Origin of the sequence: Azospira sp. I13, assembly GCF_003112695.1 — a bacterium.
In the GTDB taxonomy this organism is placed as follows: Bacteria; Pseudomonadota; Gammaproteobacteria; order Burkholderiales; family Rhodocyclaceae; genus Azospira.
On sequence record NZ_BFBP01000003.1, the window covers coordinates 231,227 to 249,002 of the forward strand.

A 17,776-nucleotide genomic window follows, 5' to 3' on the forward strand; every position below is an offset into this window, starting at 1 on the left:
GCTGGAGACGGTGTAAGGCATCTATGGCCGAATGGCTGCTTGGGGTCGTGCGCGTTCGTCGGACGAGAAAGCTGCCGTTCACGGCTGTCCGGGCTGAACAGTAGATAACCTGTAGATTGCAACCCGACTTCGGCCGGACGCCCAAGGTCGGCTTTGGCCGATAAGCAGTCTGATCCGACAAAGGGCTGCTAAGCCGATTTCCCGGATTTTCCGTTTGCTGAAATAAGAAGGCGCTGATTTCTGCATGAAATCAGCGCCTTTTATTTTTCTGACGCCCCTCACCAGCAGGGACCGTCTCTTAAGCTTCCGTCCTGGGGCTACTTCTCCCGCCGCAACATCCCCGTCACATCCACCCGGCGCAGGGCTTCAACTTCGGCCACGGTGGGCGGGGCGATCATGCGGGCGTGGCGGAAAACCTTGAGGTCCCAGCCGGTGTTGGCCCGCACTTCATCCACGCTGGAGAAAGGGTAGTAGGCGTCGAGCCAGAACTCCTTAGTCTCGGGGTGGGGGCGCAGGATGCCCAGGGTGGTGACGATGGCGGCGGGGCCGCCGCCGACGAAGCCGTAGCGTTCCCGGGCGTCGCCGCCTTCCAGGTAGCCGGGGGAGGAAATGTAGTCCACCTCGTCCACGAAGCGCTTCGGTTCATGGGTGACCATGATGACCGTGCGCTTGGCGCCGCAGGCGATGTCGTTGGCGCCGCCGGCGCCGGTGAGGCGGGTCTTGGGCGGGGTGTAGGTTTCGCCGAGGCCGTTGCCCTTGCTGCGGTCCCAGATGCCTGTCGTATTGACGTTGCCGAACTTGTCCACCTGGGCGGCGCCGATGAGGCCCACGTCCACCCGGCCGGAGGCGACAAGGAAGCCCAGGGCATCCAGGCCGCCGGTGAAGCTGGTGGCGTTGGCGGAGAGGCGGTTGCACTCGATGCCCCAGGGCAGGCCGCCGATGGGCGTGGCGCCGTAGATGCCGCCTTCGGTCATGGAGCGCACGTTGGGGGCGTGGTGTTCCTGGGCGAAGAAGCCGGCCAGCAGCGACAGGCCGACACCGAAAATGGCCAGTTCACCGTCCTTGATTTCCCGGCCGGCAGCAATGGCCATCATTTCCTGGCGGGAATAGCGCAGGGGGCCCTTGCGTTCGGTGGTATCTGCACGTGTTGCGGTCGCGGTGCTCATCAGGCAGCCCTCTTGAGAATGTGATTTTCGGCTTGCAGCTGCTCCACCTTGGCCCGGTCGAGAATCCACTGGCGGTAGGGGTCCAGGAGGAAGCGGGTGGGGCTGTCTTCCAGCCTGGAGATGACGTCCTGGCCGATGAGGTTCAGGTAGGCATCCACGGTCTGGTAGGAAAAGATGTAGCGGTCGATGTAGCGGAAGGTGCCTTCTTCCGTGGCCAGCCATTCGTTCATCAGCTTCATGTGGGCTTCGTCCACATCATGCACGCCGGGGGAGGCCGCGGGCCAGGCGGAGAAGGGCCACCACACCACGGCATCCACGATGAGTCCGGGGATGCGCACCAGGTTGGGGTACTGGCGCATGCAGTCCGTGTCCACGATGTGGTCGGCCACCAGCACCACCCGCTTGGCGGCCCGGGAAAGCTCGAAGCGGCTCCATTCGGAACCGATCATGATGGCGTTGCCCTCCGGGTCGGCCAGGGTGACGTGAATCACTGCCAGGTCCGGCTTCAGGGGTGAATAGGCGCCCAGGGTGCGGCCGGAGAATGGGTCGGAAATTTCCGGGATCTTGCCGATAGCCGGGTATTGCTCCGGGGCGAAGGCGCTACGGTGCTGAATGTCGGAGCCGATGCAGGTGGTGGCGGGGACGAAGGGCCAGTTGAGGGCGCCGCCCAAAAAGCGCAGGGCCATGGCCAGGTTGGAGTAATCCTCCAGGGCCAATTTGCCTTCTTCGACGACGCGGCGCAGGCCGTTGGCGAAGCCGAAGCCTTCCAGGCCGGAGAAGCCCACCTCGGCCTTGTCCACCGTGCCGGCGGCGGCCAGCAGGTTGAGCTGCTGGGTATTGCAGTGGAAGAGGGCGTGCAGGTTGCGGCGGCCCTGGCGCACCAGTTCGCGGCCAAAGGCGATGGCGTCGGCCCCCACCGGCAGGCCGGCGCCGCTGGCGTACTGAATGCCGTCGCCGGCGTAACGCTGGGCAGCCTCGGCCAGGGTGAGGAGTTTATTGCTGGACATGATGCGGGTTTCCTCGCGAGAGATGCGTGTCATGGGCGGCCGTGACGGTAGGTCCGGCCGTGGAGCGATGTTGGGAATACCGGGACTGGGGCTCGCTCGCCAGCCGGCCCAGGTCGGCGGCCAGGGCGCTGACCGGTTGGCCGTAGGGCGAGAGGCCGCGCAGCACGCCGGCCTGGTCGAAAAGGAAGACGCCGGCGGTGTGGTCCAGGGTGTAGCCCATGCTGGCGGAGGGCTGGCGTTCCGCCACGAGTTGCAGTTCCCGGATGAAGGCGGCGGTGGCCGGGCCATCGCCCCGCAGGGCCACGAAGGGGCGCCCGCCATGGGGGGCGAAGGCGGCCACGTAGTCCTTGAGCAGGGCCGGGGAGTCCCGCTCCGGGTCCAGGGTGGCGAAGAGCACTTGCACCCGGCTGCGGCGGGCAGCGGGCAGGGCTTCCACGGCAGCCTTCAGCTCGGCCAGGGTGGTGGGGCAGACATCCGGGCACTGGCTGTAGCCAACGGCCAGCGCCACGACCTGGCCGTGAAAGTCCGCCAGGCGCCGCGGCCGGCCCTGGGCGTCGGTGAGCTGGATGTCCGGGCGGCGGGGCAGGGTGGCGGCGGGCGGCTCGGCCTTGAGGCGGGGCGCATCGGCCCGGGCATTGGCACGCGTTGCACCGGCAGCGCCGGTGGCACTGGCGGCGAAGGGGCGCAGCTCGTATTCGGCCTGGGCGACGAAGCGGCCCAGGCGCTTGAAATCGGCGGCCACCAGGGTGCCGGTATGGCGATAGAGGAATTCCCCCCGGCCGTCGAAGAAGGCGAAGGAGGGCGTGGCGAAGGCGCCGAAGCGGCGGGCGAAATCCGTGGCCGGGATGGGCTGGCCATTGAAGTCGATGATGGGCGCGCTGCGCGCCAAGTCCAGCTTGATGGGGCGGAATTGCCGGGCAAAGCGGGGGGCGACGGCCGAATCCTGGAAGACGGTACGCTCCATTTCGCGGCAGCCCGGACAGTCGGGCAGGGTAAAGGCAATGGCCAGCTTCCGGCCTTCGGCCCGGGCGGCTTGCGCTTCGGCCCGCAGGTCGTCGGCTTCCCGGGAGAAGAGGGGAGAAAAGCGGGGAGAAGACTGCCCCTCCCCGGCGCCCGCCAGGGACGGGGCCAGGGAGGTCAGGGCGGCCAGGAGGGCCGCGAGGAATACTCGCGGGCCCAGCCGGCCAAAGGAACGAGACAGGGACAGCATGGGGAGCCTTCTCAACGCACCCAGAAGAGGGCCCGGTGGCGCAGCTTGTCCAGGCCGGTCATGGCCAGCCAGGTGACCAGGCCGGTGTAGAGAATGCCGGCCACCATGCGGGGGTAGTCGGCAAAATCGGCGTAGTACTGCACGAAGCGGCCCAGACCGGCGTTGGCACCGAACAGTTCAGCCACGGTGAGCAGAATGAAGGAGAAGCCCAGGCCCACCGCCATGCCGGAGAAAATGTGGGGCAGGCTGGCGGGGAACACCACCTTCACCAGGGTTTCCAGGCGGGAGAAGCCCAGCACCCGGGCGTTGTCCCGGTGCCGGCCTTCCACCGCCAGGGCGCCGGAAGCCGCGTTCTGGAAGACGGGCCAGAAGGCGCCGATGAAAACCACGAAGGTGGCGGAAAGGTGGAAGGTGGGCAGCACGGCGATGGCGTAGGGGATGTACACCGTCGGCGGAATGGGCGCCGCCACCTTGGCGAAGGGGAATAGCCCGCGGCCGATGCCGGGAATGACGCCGGCCAGGAGGCCCAGCACCACGCCGGCCACCACAGCCAGGGCGTAGCCGGGCACCAGGATGAAGAAGGAGGAAACGGTGCCCTTCCACAGTTCCGGCAGGGAGTCCCACAGGGCTTCGCCAACGATGCGGGGGCCGGGTAGCAGGGGGTTGGTGGTCTGGTCGATGAACAGGGTGGAGCCCTGCCAGGCCAGGAACAGCACGGCCCAGACCACGACAGCTTCCCAGGCCGGCAGGCGGGAGCGCAGGCTGGCCAGCAGGGCGCCCGGCGGGCTCGATTTGCCCGGTTGGGCCGATTTGTCCACCAGGGAAGAGGCCAGGGCCTCGCCTTCCAGGGCAATGGATTCGGACATGGATTTCTCCTTCACATCAGTTCAGTACGTTGTGTCTCGGGCCGCTGTTCAGGCTGCCGCGAGGCCGGACAGCACGTCTGCATCCAGCAGTTCGGCGATCTCTTCGCGCAGGGCGTGGAAGTCCTGGGAGGCGAAGAGACGGGCCCGGTTGCGCGGGCGCTCGAATGGCACGCCGATCTGGGCCAGCACCCGGCCGGGGGAGGCCCCCAGCACCGCCACCCGGTCCCCCAGGTAGAGGGCTTCATCCACGTCATGGGTGACGAAGACGATGGTGCGGCGCGGGCTGGTGCTCTGCCACACTTCCAGCAGCAGGTCCTGCAACTTGCCCCGGTTGATCGGGTCGAGGGCGCCGAAGGGCTCATCCATGAGCAACACGGGCGCTTCCAGGGCTAAAGCCCGGGCGATGGCGGCGCGTTGCTGCATACCGCCGGAAAGCTGGAAGGGGTATTTGCCGGCGGCATCCGCCAGGCCCACCTTGCCCAGATAATCCCGGGCTTTATCCCGGCGTTCGCTACGGGAGAGCTTGGGGTGGGCCTTGGCCACGGCCAGGGCCACGTTGTCTTCCACCTTCAGCCAGGGGAAGAGGGAGTAGTTCTGAAAGACCACGGCCCGGTCGATGCCGGGGCCGCTGATGGTGGCGCCCTGCCAGGCCAGACGCCCGTCGGTGGGCTTTTCCAGGCCGGCGATGAGGCGCAGCAGGGTGGATTTGCCGGAGCCGGAAGGCCCCAGCAGGGTGAGAAACTGCCCTTCGGGCACCTCCAGGGCGACCTTGCGGAGAATGGCGTCTCCCTCGCCATAGGCGAAGGAGACGTTATCCACCGCCAGACCGCTGTTCTTGGTCTGGGCGGCGTGGCTCACAGGGCGTCCCTTTCCTTGAATTCCTTGAGGCGGGCCTGGTAGAAGGCGTCCTTCGGGTTTTCCTTGATCAGGGATTCCAGGGCCTTCTGGTAGAGGGAGAGTTCGAAGATGGGGGCCAGGGGGCGCTTACCCTCGATGAACTCGGAACCGATCATGGACAGCCAGAACTTCTCCACGCCCTTCACGTTGGGGTCGCTGCGCTGTTCCAGGTTGGGGGAGTAGTAGCCCTTCTCCAGGATGGCGCGATCCAGCTTGATGTACTTGGCGATGGCGTCGATGGTTTCCTTGCGGTGCTCGGCGGCGTACTTCTCGGCCTGCAGCACGGCGCGCAGGAAGTGCTCCAGGGTGGCGGCTTCCTTCAGCTTGTTGCCGGTGACAATGACGCGGCAGCAGGGGTGGCCGGGGGACAGGTCGCCGGAGCGGACGACGATCTTCAGGCCCTGCTGCTCGGCGCGCAGATCATGGGGGCCCCACACCAGGCCGGCATCCACCTGGCCGGACTTCACGGCTTCGATCACGGCGGGCGGGTTCTTCAGTTCGAAGATCTGCAGGTCGCTCTTCCAGTTGATCTTGGCGTCTTTCAGGGCGCCGCGCAGCACGGCATCGCCGGAGGCCAGGCGCACGGTGGCGACCTTCTTGCCCTTCAGGTCGTTGATGCTGCGGATGGTGCCGGCCAGCTCAGGCTTGACCACCAGGGCGGCATCCTGGCCCATGATGCCGCCGATGATCTTGATGTCGGAGCCCTTGGAGTAGAAGAGCAGGGGAGCGGTGGTGCCGAAGGTGCCCACGTCCAGCTTGCCGGCGATGACGGCATTGATGCCGTCGGCGGAGTTCTGGAATTCCACCAGTTCCACGTCCAGGCCTTCCTTCTTGAAGAAGCCCTGTTCCTGGGCGACAAAGTACTTGGCGTGGCCGGTGACGGGCAGGTGGCCTACCTTGAGGGTTTCGGCCTGAGCGCCGGCAGCGGCGGCGGCCACGGCCAGGGCGGCCAGCAGGCGCTGGGGCAGCCGGCTGGTGATGAGGCGGAGGGTTCGAGTTTTCATGAAGGCTCCAAGCAGAATGGGAAAGAAATCAGTGGCCCCATGGTAGTGGGGTGTTTAATAACTGAAAAATAACGAATTTAGATTTGCGTAGTTAAATTGGTTATATAAAGAACGTGGAGAGCCCTGGGCAGGGCTGCAAGCACGCAGCCGCGCCGGGTCAGCGGCGGCTGCGGGGTGTTGGGACTAGGCGGCCTGCCGTTCCCGGGGAGCCAGCAGCGGCCCACCCAGGGCCACGTTCACCAGCTGGGTGCTGGTATCCAGGCAATGGCGCTCGGGTCGGGCCAGGTAGTAGCCCTGGAGCAGATCGGCCCCCGCATCCAGGGCGATGGCCAGTTGGGCTTCCGTCTCGATGCCTTCGAAGACCACCTTGGCCTCCAGATCGTGCACGATCTCCACCAGCCGGGGCAGCACGCGCCGGGCCTTGGGGTTGCTGCTGGCCTCGGCGATGAGGGAGCGATCCAGCTTCACCACGTCCGGCTCCAGTTGCCACAGGCGGTCGAAGTTGGAGTGGTGGCGGCCGAAATCGTCGATGGCGATGCGGTAGCCCCGGGAACGGTAATTGGCCACCGCCTCCTTGATGCGGCCGGAATCGTCGATGGCGCTTTCGAGGATTTCCAGCACCACCCGCTCGGGCGTCAGGCCCAGGCGCTTGAGGATGGCCTCGAAGACCAGCCCGTGGTCGCCGGAAATGGCCAGCAGGTGGCGCGGGTGGATGTTCAGGTACAGGTCGCCGCCGGCATTGCGGGCCAGCAGCAGGTAGTTGAGGGCGTGCACCGTGCGGGCCAGGCGGTCGAGAAAGACAATTTCCTCCCCGTCGGTGGGCAGGACGAACACGGCTTCGGGGGGAATGGCGCCGCCATCGGGGGCGGTGGCCCGCAGCAGGGCTTCGTGGCCATCCACCCGGCCGCTGCGGGCATGGACGATGGGCTGATAGGCGCTATCCAGGGTCAGGCCGGCAAAACGGCCGGTGACCCGGTTGTCGGCGAGGCTGAGGGAATCGCCGGGGCTGAGGTGGGGGCCGTACTGGTTGCGGTTACGGTCGTTCAGGTAATGGACGAGATCGGTCAAGGGCATGGTCTTCTCCGGCGGCGCGAAGCGCCTGGCATAGGGAGGAAATGAGGGCGGAAATGAAGGCGGAAACTGAGGCTGAGGGCAGCGTCAAGGTCGGGGCGGACGAGGGCGTAAGGCACATTCGACAAGGCCCGGGGCGATTCCAGCGGTGCATGGTGTTCTCCTGTCTGGGGAGCGATGCCGGCACTTTAGTCAGGATTTGTAATAGTCAAAAAGAATCAATAGTCGTTTGCTTATTCCGCATGGGAATTAAAAGTCGCCTGAGGGAATTTTTAGCCTGAGTCAATTCCGGGCTTGAGTTGTTGAGTAAAATGGTCAACTATTAAATCCCGACAAAATTAGTCGGGTAATTTCAGGAGTGAACCATGTTCTGGATCAGCAACAAACGGCATCAGGCGGAAACGCAGCAGGCGGCCCGACAGCATGAGGCGGCCCTGGCACAAGCCCGGGCCGAAGCGGCGCAATGGCGCGAAGCAGCGGCGCAGTGGCAGGCCCAGGCGGAAGCCGGGGCCCGGGAACGGCAGGACCTGGAGCGGGTTTTCGGCAGCCTGGAAGCCTTCGGCGCTTCCCTGGGGGGCGTCAGCCAGTCCTTCCAGGGCCTGGCCGGCCACCTCAACCAGGACAAGGCCGCCGCCGCCGAAGCAGCAACCCAGGCCCAGAGCAACCGGGAAGGCTTCGCCCGTATCGCCGACAACCTCAATGCCCTGGTGGCCCACCTGGGGGATTCCTCCCGCCGGGTGGAAGACCTGGCCCGGCGGGCCGGGGAAATCGGCGGCATCGTGCAGCTGATCAAGGAAATCGCCGACCAGACCAACTTGCTGGCCCTCAACGCCGCCATCGAGGCCGCCCGGGCCGGCGAGGCCGGGCGGGGCTTTGCCGTGGTGGCCGACGAAGTGCGCAAGCTGGCCGAGCGCACCACCCGGGCCACCCTGGAAATCGGTACCCTGGTGGGCACCATCCAGCAGGAAACCGGGGCCGCCCACGGCGCCATGCAGGCCGGGGCCGACAAGGCCGCCCGCTTCGCTGCCGACAGCGAAGCCGCCATGCGCAGCATGGAAGCCCTGCAGGCCCTCTCCGCCGCCATGGAAGCCAATGTGGATGGCGCTGCCCTGCTCGCCAACGTGGAACTGGCCAACCTGGAAGAACTGAGCCTCAAGCTGGAGGTGTACAAGGTTTTCCTCGGCCTCTCCCGCCTGCGCCCCGAGCAGGTGCCGGACGAAACCGAATGCCGCCTGGGCCGCTGGTACTACGATAGCGAAGTGAAAGCCCGCTTCGCCCGCTTGCCCGGCTACGGCGCCCTGGAATCGCCCCACCGGGCAGTGCACCAGCGGGCCCGCCAGGCCCTGGCCTTGTATTACGACGGCCGCACCGAGGAAGCCCTGCAAGCCCTGGCCGCCATGGAAACGGCCAACCAGACGGTGATGGCAGGCATGGGCCCCATGCTGGCCCACGCCCTGGGCGGATCTCCAGGCTGACGGCCCGGAGCGGCAAGCGGGGCGCGCTTCTTCACCATGGGGTGGGGAAGAATGGCGTCCCTATTGCCTCTGCGGGGAGGTGTGGGTGAAGGCGTAGCCGGGGATTGGGGAGCCGCTACCAGAAACCAGGAATCGTGAATCCTGACTGGGAACTGGAAGGCGGGAAGTAGGAAGTGCGAAAAGGGAAGCGCGAAGAGTGAACTGAAAACCGGGCAACCGTAGGAACGCCCCGGGCGGGCAATGGCAGCAAGGTCATCGCCGCGACGGAGGTGGACTTGGGTGACGGGAATCGCGGGTTTGCCCCGAAAAATGGAGCGGGCCAGGCAGCGGGCTGGATGCGGCCAGCCCCTGCCCAACCCGGCCTAAACCCGCTTGACCCCGCCAGCTCGCCGCTTCAGTTCCCGGCCAGGGCCGCTGCCACGGCGGGATGCACCAGCCGGCCGCCGCTCACATTGAGGCCCTGGGCCAGGTGCGGGTCTTCCGCCACCGCCTGCTGCCAGCCCTTGTCCGCCAAGGCCAGGACAAAGGGGCGGGTGGCGTTGTTGAGGGCCTGGGCCGAGGTGCGGGGCACCGCTCCGGGCATGTTGGCGACGCCGTAGTGGATGACGCCATCCACCACATAGGTCGGGTCCGCATGGGTGGTGGGGTGGGAAGTCTCGACGCAGCCGCCCTGATCAATGGCCACATCCACGATGACGCTGCCGGTCTTCATGCGGGCCAGCAGCTCCCGCTTGATCAGCCGTGGCGCCGCTGCCCCGGGCACCAGCACGGCGCCCACCAGCAGGTCGGCGCGCAGGGCATAGGCTTCGATGGTCTCCCGGGTGGCGGCCACGGTGCGCACCCGGCCCGGATATTCCCGGTCCAGGGCCTCCAGCCGGGGCAGGGAAAGGTCCAGCACCGTCACTTCTGCCCCCAGGCCCACGGCCACCCGGGCGGCGTGGCTGCCCACCACGCCGGCGCCGAGAATCACCACATGGCCCGCCGGCACGCCGGGCACGCCCCCCAGCAGCACGCCCCGGCCGCCCTGGGCCTTTTCCAGCCAGTGGGCGCCCACCTGCACCGCCATGCGTCCGGCCACTGCCGACATGGGGGCCAGCAGGGGCAGGCCGCCATGGACATCGGTGACGGTTTCGTAGGCCAGGGCGGTGCATCCGGAATCGCAGAGGGCCTTGGCCTGGCGCGGGTCCGGCGCCAGGTGCAGGTAGGTGAAGAGGGTTAAATCCGGGCGCAGGTAGGGAAATTCCAGGGGCTGGGGTTCCTTGACCTTGACCACCAGATCGGCGCCCCAGGCCGCCGGAGCGTCGGGCACGATGGTGGCGCCGGCGGCGGCGTAGGCATTGTCGTCATAGCCGACGGCGGCGCCGGCGCCCTGTTCCACCAGCACGGCATGGCCCCGGGCGGTGAGTTCGCCGACGGAGGCGGGCACCAGGCCGACGCGATATTCATGGACCTTGATTTCCTTGGGTACGCCGATGCGCATGGCGGTTCTCCGACAAGGGCCCGGGCGGGCTCGGGCTTTCAGTGTGCCACAAGGCGCTGGCACGGCGCAGGGGCGGGGCGGCTCAGGGGGGATAAGCGATGGCGGATGAGCGGTCTCGGCAGGGGGCGGGCGGGGCGTGGAAGGGAAACCGGGTCAGAAGGCGGGATCAGAAGGAATTTTCCACCGCCACCTGGCCGGGCTGGCCCCGCTTGGCCAGTACCAAGCCCCGAGCCTGCAACTGGCGCCGGGTGTCTTCCACCATCTCCGGGTTGCCGCAGACCATGAGGCGCGAGCGGGCCGTATCCAGGGGCAGGCCGATGGCCGCCTCCAGCCCGCCATTGGCCAGCAGTTCGGGAATGCGCTGCCCCAGGGCGCCGGGCCAGGCTTCCCGGGTGACGACCGGCTGGTAGTGCAGGCGCTCGGCCCAGGCCCCCACCAGAGGGTGGTGGGGCAGGGCGTCGAGCCATTCCCGGTAGCTCAGCTCGGCCCCCTGGCGCACGCTATGCACCAGCACCAACCGGGCATATTGCCGCCAGACCGCAGCGTCGTTGAGGATGGAGAGGAAGGGGGCCAGGCCGGTGCCGGTGGCGAGCATCCAGAGGTGGTCGCCGTCCTGGAAGCGGTCGGTGGTGAGGTGACCCCAGATGCTGCGGTCCACCGCCACTTCGTCGCCCACGCCGAGACGGGCCAGGCGGGAGGTGAACTGGCCGTCGGGCACGGCGATGGAATAGAACTCCAGGTAGTCGTCGTAGGTGGCGGAAACCATGGAGTAGGGGCGCCACACCAGACTGCCCTGACCATCGGGCAGGCCGAGGCGGACGAACTGGCCGGGGATGAACCGAAAGCCCGGCTGCCGGGTCAGACGGAAGGAGAACAGCTTATCCGTCCAGCGCTGGATCCAGAGGATGCGCTCCACCGAGTATTTTGCCGTGGCTTCCATGGCTTTCGTCTCCCTGGGCGGGCTTGGCCCGCGTGACCGGCTGCATCACAGACGCAGGCGGAAATGTTGAAAAGGGTCCAGCGTTCAAAAGAACCCCGCTGCACCGGGCCGGCTAAGTCACCGGCAAGGGCTGTAGAATCTAATTCTTACTAATTTAGTCGGAAATAAGGTCGGCCAGTTCCCGACCCGCTGCGTTGATGTGTGATGCCCTGCGCGGCGCGATCCTTGCCAACGTAATACACTTGGCACACCGATAAAAAACACAACATTCATCGCCATGACGACCACTGCCCCGCCTCCTGCTCCGTCTTCTCCCCAGCCGTCCGCCCTGCGGGCACGCCTTGCGGCCTGCGCCCGGCATCGCCGCGTCCGCCAGGGCGCCGTTGCTTTCCTGGCGCTGGTGGTGCTGTTTGGCCTGCTGGGCTACTTCTGGCTGCCGGGTTTTGCCAAGGGCAAGCTGGAATCCCTGCTGGCCGCCGAGTTCGAGCGGCCGGTGCGCATTGACCGCATCGACGTATCGCCTTACACCCTGTCGGCGACCATCAGCGGTTTTGCCGTGGGCGAGAAGGGGGCCGAGGCCGGGGTGCCGGCGGAACAGCGACTGGTGGGCTTCGACAGCCTGTATGTGAACCTTTCCGCCATGAGCCTGGCCCGGGCCCTGCCAGTGGTCAGCGAAGTGCGCCTGGTGGGCCCCTACGTGCATCTGGTGCGGGAATCGGGCAATCGCTACAACGTCTCCGATCTGATCGAGAAGTGGACCGCCAAGCCTTCCGAAGGTCCGACGCCGGCCTTCTCCGTGGCCAATGTGACGGTGCAGGACGGCCGCATCGACTTCGAGGACAAGCCGGTGAAGGTGCGCCATGAAGTGAGCGAGCTGGCCCTCGGCATTCCCTTCCTGGCGAATACCCCGGGCACCGTGGAAAGCTATGTGGAGCCCCATTTCGCTGCCAAGCTGAACGGCGCTCCCCTTTCCCTGGGCGGTAAGCTACGGCCCTTCGCGCCGGGCAAGGATGCCGTGGTGGATGTGGAAATCCGCGACTTCAACCTGGCCGGCATGGATGCCTACATCCCCGCCAACATTCCCCTGACCCTCAACGCCGCCAAGCTCGAAGGCGACCTGGCGGTGACCTTCGCCCAGGCCGAAGGCAAGACCCCGACCGTGGGTGTCACCGGCGAACTGGCGGTGACGGGCCTGGCCGCCAAGGGCGAGAAGGTGGCGGTCAATGCCGGCGCCCTGCGCCTGGCCATCCAGCAGGCCGACCTGGACCCGGCCAAGCCTTTGGAGGCAGCCCTGACCGTGCAGGACGTGGCTCTGGCGCGCCATGGTGAGAAGCAGCCCTTCCTGGGCTTCGGCGCCCTCAAGGTGGAGGGGGTGTCGGTGAATCTGGCCAGCCACCAGGCCAAGGTGGCGGCTGTGACCCTGGAAAAGCCCCAAGCCGGCCTGCGCCGCCTCAAGGGCGGCGAGCTGGATCTGGTGCAGAGCCTGCAATCGTTGGTGCCCGGCCCCGTAGCCAAGGCTGCACCGCCTGAAAAGGGTGGCAAGGCGGATAAGGGCGAAAAGACTGAGAAGATCGATAAGGCAAGCCCCGTCGCTCCCGCAAACGCCAAGGCTGTAACGGCCTGGGCCTGGGAGGTGGGCCAGGCAAAGGTGACCGGCGGCGCCCTGCGTTACAGCGACGACACCCTGGAGAAGGTACAGCCCCTGGTGGTGGATGGCCTGGCGGTTCAGCTGGCGGGTCTTTCTTCAGCTTCGGGCAAGCGTACTACCCTGGGGGTGGAGGCCAAGATCAATGAGCAGGGCCGCTTCAAGGTGGATGGTGAAGCTGCCTTCGCCCCGGCCGGCGCCGACCTGAATCTGGACCTGGAGCAGGTGAATCTGGTGGCCCTCCAGGGTTGGGTGGCGGATCAGCTCAATGCGGTGCTGACCAAGGGCGATCTGACCATCAAGGGCAAGTTGAAGGCCGAAGGCAGCGCCGTGGCCTTCAATGGCGACGTCAATCTCACCGATTTCAACGTGCTGGACAAGCTCAACGCCGCCGACCTGCTGCGCTGGAAGAGCCTGCGCCTGAGCGGTGTGGAGGCGGGCAGCACGCCGCCCCGCTTCGCCGTGGGCGAAATCGCCCTGGCCAGCTTCTACGCCCGGGCCATCCTCTCCCCCGAGGGGCGGCTCAACCTCCAGGACATTGTCAAGCAGGACGAGGCTCCGCCGGCCGCCGTTGCCGGCAGCGACGCCGCTGCTTCCGGCGCGGCGGCTCCGGCTGGTGCCGCCGCCGTACTGCCTCCTGCACCGGCTGCTCCTGCGGCGGCTGCCGCACCGGCCAAGGCCAAGGGGCCGGCAGCCCAGGTGCGCATCGGCAAGGTCACCCTGGCCGGCGGCAACATCAATTTCACCGACCGCTTCATCAAGCCCAACTACAGCGCCAACCTGACGGATCTTTCCGGCCGTATCGGCACCCTGGCGGCGGGCACCCTGGCGGAGCTGGCGGTGAAGGGCAAGGTGGATCGCACGGCACCCCTGGACATCAGCGGCAAGATCGATCCCCTGGGCAAGCCCATCGCCCTCGATGTGCAGGCCCGGGCCAAGGGTATCGAGATGTCTTCCTTCACTCCCTATTCGGGCCGCTACGTGGGCTACGCCATCGAAAAGGGCAAGCTCTCGGTGGACGTGCAGTACAAGGTGGAGAAGGGCGAGCTGCAAGCCCAGAACAAGATTTTCATCGACCAGCTGACCTTCGGCGAGAAGGTGGAAAGCCCCAACGCCCTGGGCATTCCCATCGGCCTGGTGGTGGCCCTGCTGAAGAACTCCCGCGGCGAGATCGACCTCAACCTGCCGGTGCAGGGCTCCCTCAACGATCCCCAGTTCAGCATTGGCGGCATTGTCGGCAAGATGATCCTCAACCTGCTGGTGAAGGCCGTGACCTCGCCCTTTGCCCTGCTGTCTTCCCTCTTCGGCGGCGGTGAGGAGCTTTCCTACGTGGCTTTCGATGCCGGCCACGGCCGGATCACGCCGGAGGTGGAGAAGCGCCTGGAATCCATCGCCAAGGCCCTCAATGACCGGCCTTCCCTGAAGCTGGAAATCACTGGCACCGCCGATCCCGCTGCTGAGCGGGAGGGCCTCAAGCGGGCCATTCTGGATCGCAAGGTGCGGGCCCAGAAGCTGGCCGAGCAGGCCAAGGGCGGCAAGGCCAGCGGCAGCCTGGCCGACGTCAGCGTCAGCGCCGAGGAATATCCCCGCTACCTGGAAAAGGCCTACAAGGAAGAGTCGTTCAAAAAGCCGCGCAACTTCGTCGGTCTGACCAAGAGCCTGCCGGTGCCGGAAATGGAGGCCCTGATGCTGGCCAACATTCCGGCCGAAGACGATGAGTTGCGCCAGCTCGCCCAGCGCCGTGGTACGGCGGTGCAGACGTGGCTGGCGGAAAAGGGTGGCGTGCCGGTGGAGCGCATGTTCCTGCTCACCCCGAAGGTGGGCGGTGAAGCGCCGAAGGGTGCGCCTGCTGGCGGTCGGGTGGAATTCAGCCTGCAGTGATGCGTAGTGGCGCCGGGGAGCCCTGGGCTTCCCGGCAAGCCTTCCGGCTCATTCCGGCTGTGGGAGTCGTTGGCGGATGCTGCTGGCAGGGCGATGATGTGATGGGGTGGCGGATCGCCTGTGGCGTTATCTGCTGGCTGATGCCAAGCCGATGAGAAACCGATACCGAGGCTGCGTTCTGCGGCCGCGCTCACTTCCTAACGGGTCACCGGCTGCAACTACAGAGATACAAAAGAAAAGGGCTGCCCGAAGGCAGCCCTTTTGCGTTCCATACAAGAAAAATTACTTTTTCTTGGGGGCAACGGCGGCCTTGAAGGCGGCGCCGGCGCTGAACTTCGGGCTGGTGGAAGCCGGGATCTGGATGGTGGCGCCGGTCTTGGGGTTCTTACCGGTGCGGGCTGCGCGCTTCACAGCCTTGAAGGAACCAAAGCCCACCAGGGTCACGCTGTCGCCCGTGGCGACGGCCTTGGTGATGGCTTCGATGGCTGCGTCCAGGGCACGGCCGGCAGCAGCTTTGCTCAGGTCGGCGCCAGCCGCAACGGCGTCGATCAGATCGCTCTTGTTCATTCAGAAATCTCCTTGGTTTGCGAAGGTGAGACGCGGGATTCCGCGGTCGGCAGGAATTCTGGCATATCCCAACGAGGCTGCCTAGCCTAATTTGGCTGAAAATCAGCAGGGAAGAGGCTTTTCCCCCGGTGGCCATGACTTTGGTATGGGTGTGGCAATGCCCCGACCTGGTGCATCGGCACTGGTCAGGGCAAGGGGATGGGGTGGGGCGGTTTATCGGTGGATGCCGCTGTCTGCCGTCTTTCCCGATTCTGATCAAAGGCTTAGGGAGGTTGTCGGATTAGAACTTGATTTCTAGGCGGGCCGACAGGATGCGGTAGGTTTTCGTGCTGCTTTGCACCATCCGCTCGGTGTTACTGGTGAGGTAAGTCATCCCCGTGTCGTAGTCGGCCTGCAGCAGGTTGGCAGCGGAAAAGCGTACCTGGGTATCCGGCTGCACGCGCCAGATGGCGTACACGTCGTACACCCGTTTCAGGCTCTGGGTGTAGATCTGGGTATTGCTCTGCTGCACGGTGTAGGCGGGAATCCAGTTCATGTTGCCGCCGATGGTGAGGGGCAGGCTGCGCAGCCGGTAATCAGCGCCCAGGTTGGCGCTGTAGGTGGGCTGCTGGTCGAGGCGGTTGTTGGGGCCCATGACACCCTCAACCTCGGACCAGAAGCGGCTGACATTGGCCCGCAGGTCCAGTGGCGGCGCATTCTCAAGGAATTCGGCGAGGCGGAACTTGGCTTCCAGCTCAATGCCCCGGGTGGTGGCCTTGCCGATGTTGGTGGGGGATGTGACCCAGCGCTGCACCGGGGACCAATCCACACTCTGCAAGGAGGTGACGCTGCGGATGAGGTTGTCGATGTTGCGCTGGAACAGGCTGGCGCTGAGGATGCCGCCCTGGGCCAGGTAGTGCTCCAGGGCCAGGTCCAGGCCCCAGGCCAGTTCCGGCTTGAGGTCCGGATTACCGGCGCTGTCGGCCTTGTCCACGGTGTTGGCGCCGCTGGCCGGATAGGTGCTGGAGAGAGTGGGGCGGGGCACCAGCTGGCCGAGGGTGGGGGCTTTGTAGCTGCGGGTCAGGCCGAGGCGGATCTGGTCCTTGCTTTCTTCAGTGAAGCGCCAGACGCTGTGGAAGAGGGGGCTGACGACGCTGCTGTCGTTGCCGGCACTGCCGCTGGCCCAAGTGCTGCGGGTGCGGATGGTTTCCCAGCGCAGGCCGCCGTAGAGGGACCAGAGGGGCGAGACTTCCCATTCATCCTGGGCGAAGGCGGCAAAGCGGCGGGTGCTGGCTTCCAGCTCGCTGCCGAAGGTGGCCAGTTGCAGCACCTCGTCTTGCAGGGTGGTGGCGCTTTCCTGGCGCTGGCCTCGTTCCACCTCCCAGCCGATGGCCATGTTGTGGTTGCCGCCCATGGGTTGGGTGAGCTTGCCGGAAGTGCTGAAACTGCGGTCGTCGATGCCGGTGCTGCGCCAGCTGGTGTGGCTCAGCTTGCCACTGTCGTCGTATTCCCGACGGCTGGTGCTGCTGTCGCTGCTGGCCAGGCCGCCGTTGAAGCGAATATCCAGCCGGCCGCCACCTTCCAGGCGATGCTTCCAGTTGCCCATGAGCCGCAACATGCTGCTGTCGCTGTCCGTGCGCCAATGGGCGCTGGCGTAGGGGGCTGGAGTGGCACCGAGGCTTTGGTTGAGCACGGCATCGCCGGTGGTGACGCCCCGGTGCTGGGTGAAGAAGGGCTGCAGGGAGAGGGTGTCGCCGCCTCCCAGTTTCCAGTTGAGGCGGGAAGAAAGGTGCAGCCCGTCCGATTCGCTGCGGCTGCGGCTCTGCTCCTGCTGCAAGAGGGTGGTGGCACCGCTGTTGCGATCCCGTGCGGAGGTCAGGCTGTCCACCTGGCTTTCCTGGTTGCGGTGCATGAGATTGGCGTTGAGGTTGTAGCCGAAGTTATCGAAGGAATCGCTGCGTTGCAGGGAGACGGAGGGCTGAAAGCGGCCGTTCTCCAGGGCCAGGCTCGGGCGGAAGTCGTTCTGCCGCCGGGCCAGGTCTTCCCGCAGGATGATGTTGATGGTGCCGGCGATGGCCCGGGTGCTGGGCTCTGCCACGGGAGCTCGCATCACCTCGATGCGTTCCACCTGCTCGGGCGGAATGCTGTCCATGGAGAAGCCACGGGGTGCCGGCTCTCCATTGATGAGAATCAGGGTGTAGCCATTGCCCAGGCCCCGCATGCGGATATCTCCACCGCGCCCCGGGGTGCCGGAGAGGGTGACGCCAGGCAGACGCTTGAGCACGTCTCCCAGGGAGCTGTCGCCATAGCGGTCCAGCTCCTCCCGGCCAAAGACCATCTTGGCGGCGGTGGCGAAACGGCGCTGGTCCGTATCGCTCAGGCGATTGGCCGAGACGGTGACCTCAGCGAGGGTCCGGGTTTCCTTCGCGGTAGCAGGCGCCGAAGTGGTATCGCCATCGGCTGCGCCGGCCGTCAGGGGGAAGGCGGCAATCAACAGCGGCAGGAGGGGGGGCAAGGGAAAAACAGGACGTGACAGCGCCATGACAGGGAGACTCGCAAAAGGACGGGGAGGGGCCTTGCTAGAGGCC

General features: G+C 66.2%; 13 protein-coding genes. 2 read left to right on the forward strand and 11 right to left on the reverse strand.

Annotated elements, in window-relative coordinates:
• Positions 1 to 317: 317 nt before the first annotated feature.
• From AZSI13_RS03525 to AZSI13_RS03555, 7 genes are all read right to left on the reverse strand, one after another.
• Complete coding sequence (locus AZSI13_RS03525) at positions 318 to 1,166, reverse strand: CoA-transferase subunit beta (RefSeq protein WP_109039795.1); 849 nt, start codon at positions 1,164 to 1,166, stop codon at positions 318 to 320.
• Positions 1,166 to 2,173: a CoA transferase subunit A gene (locus AZSI13_RS03530; protein WP_109039796.1), complete on the reverse strand. Its 1,008-nt coding sequence runs from the start codon at positions 2,171 to 2,173 to the stop codon at positions 1,166 to 1,168. The genes AZSI13_RS03525 and AZSI13_RS03530 overlap by 1 nt, the downstream gene beginning before the upstream one ends.
• Positions 2,160 to 3,383 (reverse strand): SCO family protein, encoded by a 1,224-nt coding sequence (locus tag AZSI13_RS03535; RefSeq protein ID WP_109039797.1) that lies wholly within the window; start codon positions 3,381 to 3,383, stop codon positions 2,160 to 2,162. Before AZSI13_RS03535 ends, AZSI13_RS03530 begins: the two co-directional genes overlap by 14 nt.
• 11 nt (positions 3,384 to 3,394) lie before the next feature.
• Positions 3,395 to 4,249 (reverse strand): ABC transporter permease, encoded by an 855-nt coding sequence (locus tag AZSI13_RS03540; protein ID WP_109039798.1) that lies wholly within the window; start codon positions 4,247 to 4,249, stop codon positions 3,395 to 3,397.
• Positions 4,250 to 4,297: 48 nt separating this feature from the next.
• Positions 4,298 to 5,107, reverse strand: a complete 810-nt coding sequence (locus AZSI13_RS03545; RefSeq protein WP_109039799.1) for an ABC transporter ATP-binding protein — start codon at positions 5,105 to 5,107, stop codon at positions 4,298 to 4,300.
• A complete protein-coding gene (locus AZSI13_RS03550) occupies positions 5,104 to 6,150 on the reverse strand; it encodes an ABC transporter substrate-binding protein (protein ID WP_109039800.1) in 1,047 nt (348 codons plus the stop codon). The genes AZSI13_RS03545 and AZSI13_RS03550 overlap by 4 nt, the downstream gene beginning before the upstream one ends.
• A 183-nt stretch (positions 6,151 to 6,333) precedes the next feature.
• The gene (locus AZSI13_RS03555; protein WP_235609646.1) at positions 6,334 to 7,224 is read right to left on the reverse strand and encodes an EAL domain-containing protein; all 891 of its coding nucleotides are present in this window, start codon (positions 7,222 to 7,224) and stop codon (positions 6,334 to 6,336) included.
• Positions 7,225 to 7,586: 362 nt separating this feature from the next.
• On the opposite strand from AZSI13_RS03555, the gene AZSI13_RS18290 reads away from it, so the two are divergent.
• Positions 7,587 to 8,696: a methyl-accepting chemotaxis protein gene (locus AZSI13_RS18290; protein WP_109039801.1), complete on the forward strand. Its 1,110-nt coding sequence runs from the start codon at positions 7,587 to 7,589 to the stop codon at positions 8,694 to 8,696.
• Positions 8,697 to 9,090: 394 nt separating this feature from the next.
• Here AZSI13_RS18290 and ald read toward each other — a convergent pair whose 3' ends face one another.
• Together ald and AZSI13_RS03570 are read right to left on the reverse strand one after the other, a co-directional pair.
• Positions 9,091 to 10,176: an alanine dehydrogenase gene (ald, locus tag AZSI13_RS03565; RefSeq protein WP_109039802.1), complete on the reverse strand. Its 1,086-nt coding sequence runs from the start codon at positions 10,174 to 10,176 to the stop codon at positions 9,091 to 9,093.
• A 166-nt stretch (positions 10,177 to 10,342) separates the two neighbouring features.
• Positions 10,343 to 11,116, reverse strand: coding sequence for a ferredoxin--NADP reductase (locus tag AZSI13_RS03570; RefSeq protein ID WP_109039803.1), 774 nt, complete (start codon positions 11,114 to 11,116; stop codon positions 10,343 to 10,345).
• 277 nt (positions 11,117 to 11,393) lie between these two features.
• On the opposite strand from AZSI13_RS03570, the gene AZSI13_RS03575 reads away from it, so the two are divergent.
• Complete coding sequence (locus AZSI13_RS03575) at positions 11,394 to 14,642, forward strand: DUF748 domain-containing protein (protein WP_109039804.1); 3,249 nt, start codon at positions 11,394 to 11,396, stop codon at positions 14,640 to 14,642.
• Between the two features lie 282 nt (positions 14,643 to 14,924).
• Here the strand turns inward: AZSI13_RS03575 and AZSI13_RS03580 are convergent, their stop codons facing one another.
• Positions 14,925 to 15,209: an HU family DNA-binding protein gene (locus tag AZSI13_RS03580; RefSeq protein ID WP_109039805.1), complete on the reverse strand. Its 285-nt coding sequence runs from the start codon at positions 15,207 to 15,209 to the stop codon at positions 14,925 to 14,927.
• Positions 15,210 to 15,489: 280 nt separating this feature from the next.
• Positions 15,490 to 17,703: a TonB-dependent siderophore receptor gene (locus AZSI13_RS03585; RefSeq protein WP_165833287.1), complete on the reverse strand. Its 2,214-nt coding sequence runs from the start codon at positions 17,701 to 17,703 to the stop codon at positions 15,490 to 15,492.
• Positions 17,704 to 17,776: the final 73 nt, after the last annotated feature.

Coding starts and splice junctions, on each gene's coding strand:
- AZSI13_RS03580 (WP_109039805.1), bottom strand. CDS start 15,209: ATGAACAAGAGCGATCTGATCGACGCCGTTGCGGCTGGCGCCGACCTG.
- AZSI13_RS03555 (WP_235609646.1), bottom strand. CDS start 7,224: ATGCCCTTGACCGATCTCGTCCATTACCTGAACGACCGTAACCGCAAC.
- AZSI13_RS18290 (WP_109039801.1), top strand. CDS start 7,587: ATGTTCTGGATCAGCAACAAACGGCATCAGGCGGAAACGCAGCAGGCG.
- AZSI13_RS03535 (WP_109039797.1), bottom strand. CDS start 3,383: ATGCTGTCCCTGTCTCGTTCCTTTGGCCGGCTGGGCCCGCGAGTATTC.
- AZSI13_RS03540 (WP_109039798.1), bottom strand. CDS start 4,249: ATGTCCGAATCCATTGCCCTGGAAGGCGAGGCCCTGGCCTCTTCCCTG.
- AZSI13_RS03550 (WP_109039800.1), bottom strand. CDS start 6,150: ATGAAAACTCGAACCCTCCGCCTCATCACCAGCCGGCTGCCCCAGCGC.
- AZSI13_RS03575 (WP_109039804.1), top strand. CDS start 11,394: ATGACGACCACTGCCCCGCCTCCTGCTCCGTCTTCTCCCCAGCCGTCC.
- ald (WP_109039802.1), bottom strand. CDS start 10,176: ATGCGCATCGGCGTACCCAAGGAAATCAAGGTCCATGAATATCGCGTC.
- AZSI13_RS03530 (WP_109039796.1), bottom strand. CDS start 2,173: ATGTCCAGCAATAAACTCCTCACCCTGGCCGAGGCTGCCCAGCGTTAC.
- AZSI13_RS03525 (WP_109039795.1), bottom strand. CDS start 1,166: ATGAGCACCGCGACCGCAACACGTGCAGATACCACCGAACGCAAGGGC.
- AZSI13_RS03570 (WP_109039803.1), bottom strand. CDS start 11,116: ATGGAAGCCACGGCAAAATACTCGGTGGAGCGCATCCTCTGGATCCAG.